This window comes from Mesorhizobium sp. M7A.F.Ca.CA.002.05.1.1, assembly GCF_003998335.1.
Lineage (GTDB): Bacteria > Pseudomonadota > Alphaproteobacteria > Rhizobiales > Rhizobiaceae > Mesorhizobium.
On record NZ_RZQI01000798.1, the window covers coordinates 1 to 2,768 of the forward strand.

Annotated in this window: 3 protein-coding genes; 2 read left to right on the plus strand and 1 reads right to left on the minus strand. The window is 62.2% G+C overall.

The window, feature by feature from the left end; all coding sequences use genetic code 11:
• Window positions 1-101: 101 nt before the first annotated feature.
• Complete coding sequence (locus tag EN939_RS28600) at window positions 102-1,181, minus strand: substrate-binding domain-containing protein (protein WP_127271056.1); 1,080 nt, start codon at window positions 1,179-1,181, stop codon at window positions 102-104.
• A gap of 343 nt (window positions 1,182-1,524) precedes the next feature.
• Between EN939_RS28600 and EN939_RS28605 the strand changes: the two genes are divergently transcribed.
• The gene (locus EN939_RS28605; protein WP_023809404.1) at window positions 1,525-2,175 is read left to right on the plus strand and encodes an SGNH/GDSL hydrolase family protein; all 651 of its coding nucleotides are present in this window, start codon (window positions 1,525-1,527) and stop codon (window positions 2,173-2,175) included.
• A gap of 57 nt (window positions 2,176-2,232) precedes the next feature.
• Window positions 2,233-2,768: MarR family transcriptional regulator (locus EN939_RS28610; RefSeq protein ID WP_127271058.1), on the plus strand; the 536-nt coding region annotated here is incomplete at its 3' end.

The following is a 2,768-nucleotide window of genomic DNA, read 5'->3' on the forward strand; positions in this document are numbered from 1 at the left end:
ATCTCGATAAGATTGGTCACGAAACCCTCGAACGAACCGGATTCGACAGATGGAATGGCCTGCGGGGAATGCTTGTCCACTCCCCGCCAGCCACGGCGCCGTCACTTCTTGCCGTAATATTCCTTGAGCTTGTCTTCTGGCAGTTCGCTCGGCCACCAGACATTGGCGGTGAGGTCGTCGCGATAGTATTTTTTGGCCTTGTCCTGGTCCCATCCGTCGGGATTATAGACATAGCGTTTGTAGAGCTGATTGCCTTCCAGAAGGGCAACGGCGGCGCGCACGCCGGCCGCACCTTGGGCGGGGCTGTATTCCGGCGAGATCGACTTGAACCCGTCCGTGATCCACTGGCCGAAATAGCCATTGTTGCCCTCGCCCGAAATCGGCGGAACGGGCGTGCCGAACTGCTTGAAGACATCGACGCAGGCGCGCGTCATGTCAGCGCCGGACGACCAGATGCCGTCAACCTGTGGGTTGTTCAGATAAAGCGTCTCGCACAGCTTCTTGGCCTTGTCGTACTGCCAGTCACCATGCTCCTCGGCGATGATCTGCACATGCGTGCCTTTAAGTGATTCCAGTAAGCCGTTGTAGCGGTTGGTGTCTTCCGGATGGCCGGCCAGGCCACGCAGGACCCAGATCTTGCCGTTGTCGCCGACGGTCTTGACCAGCCAGTCGCCCATCACCTTGCCGAAATGCTCGGCGCCGCCCTGGATTTCGGTGGTGTAGGCGTCGGAATCGATGCGGCCGGTGTGAAGGATGACCGGGATGCCGGCGGCGACCGCCTTGGCGATGCTGGCATTGGCCGATGTGCTGGTCACCGGCTGAACGATGATCGCGTCGACATGCTGCGCGATCAGGTCCTCGATGTCGGCCACCTGCTTTTTCTGGTCGAAGCCGGCATCGAGCAGGATGAATTTCGAGATGCGCTTGTCCTTGGCCGCGGCGTTCTCCGCCTCATGCGCCACCTGTACTGTCCAGGTGTTGGCGTTGACGCCGAAGTCGCTCATGCCGATGACCCAGGGCGGGTCCTTCTTGAACGCACCGGCCGCGGTCATGCGCGTGTCGTCGGGGCGCGGCGCCACGCCGTCCATCAGCTTGATGTCTTCCGCATGCGCCAGCGACGTCACGGCAAGCGTGGACGCAACGAGCATCCCCAGGCCGACGGTTTTCAGCAATCCTAACATTAAACTCTCCTCCTTGTGGTTGCCCCGGCCTACGAATTCGTATGGCCGGCCGTACGAATGCGTACGGCCATGAGACGCTCTCCCAATGCATGCTCGTTGTCGCAAACCGACCGATGCACGCAATTCTCCCGCCCCCGAACACATGCGTGCCGAAGCCCAATTCCTGCTGGACGATGATGACGGTCGAGAACTCCTCCGGGCACTTTAGAAGCACAGCGGATTCGCCCTGTCAATAGTTAGTCATGTTGAATGACTATTCCCTTGCTTGCCTTTCATCGCTCCTCTATCCATCATGATTGGCGCTCGCCGGCTTCGGCGCGCTGTCAGTCCCGGCGGGAAAAACATGCGATCAGTCTTGTGCTACGGCGACTCCAACACGCACGGCCAGATCCCCGGCAGGGGGCCGCTCGAGCGCTATGGGCCGGGTGAACGCTGGCCGGGGATATTGCGTTCTCAGCTAGGCCCCGACTGGTATGTCATCGAGGAAGGATTGAGCGGCCGCACCACCGTCCACGACGACCCGATCGAGGGCGCCCACAAAAACGGCAGAACCTATCTTCGCCCCTGCCTGCAGAGCCATGCGACGCTCGACCTCGTCATCATCATGCTCGGCACTAACGATTTGAAGATCCGCTTCAACAAGCCGCCGTCGGAAGTGGCGATGGGGATCGGCTGCCTCGTCTACGACATCAAGGAGCTGGCGCCTGGGCCAGGCGGCTCGACGCCCGAGATCATGATCGTGGCCCCGCCGCCGATGCAGGACGACGTCAAGGAATGGAAGTCCATCTTCGCCGGTGCGCCGGAGAAATCGCGCCTGCTCGCGCTCGAGTTCGAGGTTCTGGCGGACTCGCTCGAACTCCACTTTTTCGATGCCGGCTCGGTGGTCTCGTGCAGCGAAGCGGACGGCTTTCACATCGATGCCGAGGCGCACAGATTGCTGGGCACCGCACTTGCCCGCGCGGTCGACGCCATCGGCTGGAGCCGCTCGACATGAGCAACCATACCGCCGCGAGGCAGCGCGCTCTTACCGACGGGGCGACCCTTGCCTGACATGAGGTTCGCACCACCCAATCCATTGCGCATCGCCGATCGTGCGAGCGGGCTGAATGCGTTGAGCGTGCGCAGCTATAATGAGCGGCTGGTGCTGTCGCTGCTGCTTCAGAACGAGGGCATTTCGCGGATGGAAATCGGCGAAAAGACCGGCCTGTCGGCGCAGACGGCCTCGGTCATCGTCCGTTCGCTCGAGCAGGAAGGCCTGGTCTCGCAAGGCGAGGCGCAGCGCGGCCGCGTCGGGCCGCCCACCATCCCGCTTTCACTCAATCCGGAGGGCGCCTATGCGGTTGGCGTCGGCTTCAGCCGCCGCAGGATCGACATCGCGCTCATCGATTTCATCGGCACCGTGCGCTTCCACACGCAATTGCCGGCGGATGAAGCCAATCCCTTTCCGCAAAGCAGCGATCTGTTCGGCGCGATCAGGCAAGCCATGACCAGCCTGCCGGTCGAGGCGCGCAGCCGGGTTGCCGGCATCGGCCTGGCCGTTCCCGACGATGTCGACACGATGGCTGCAACCCGCAACGGATCGAGCAC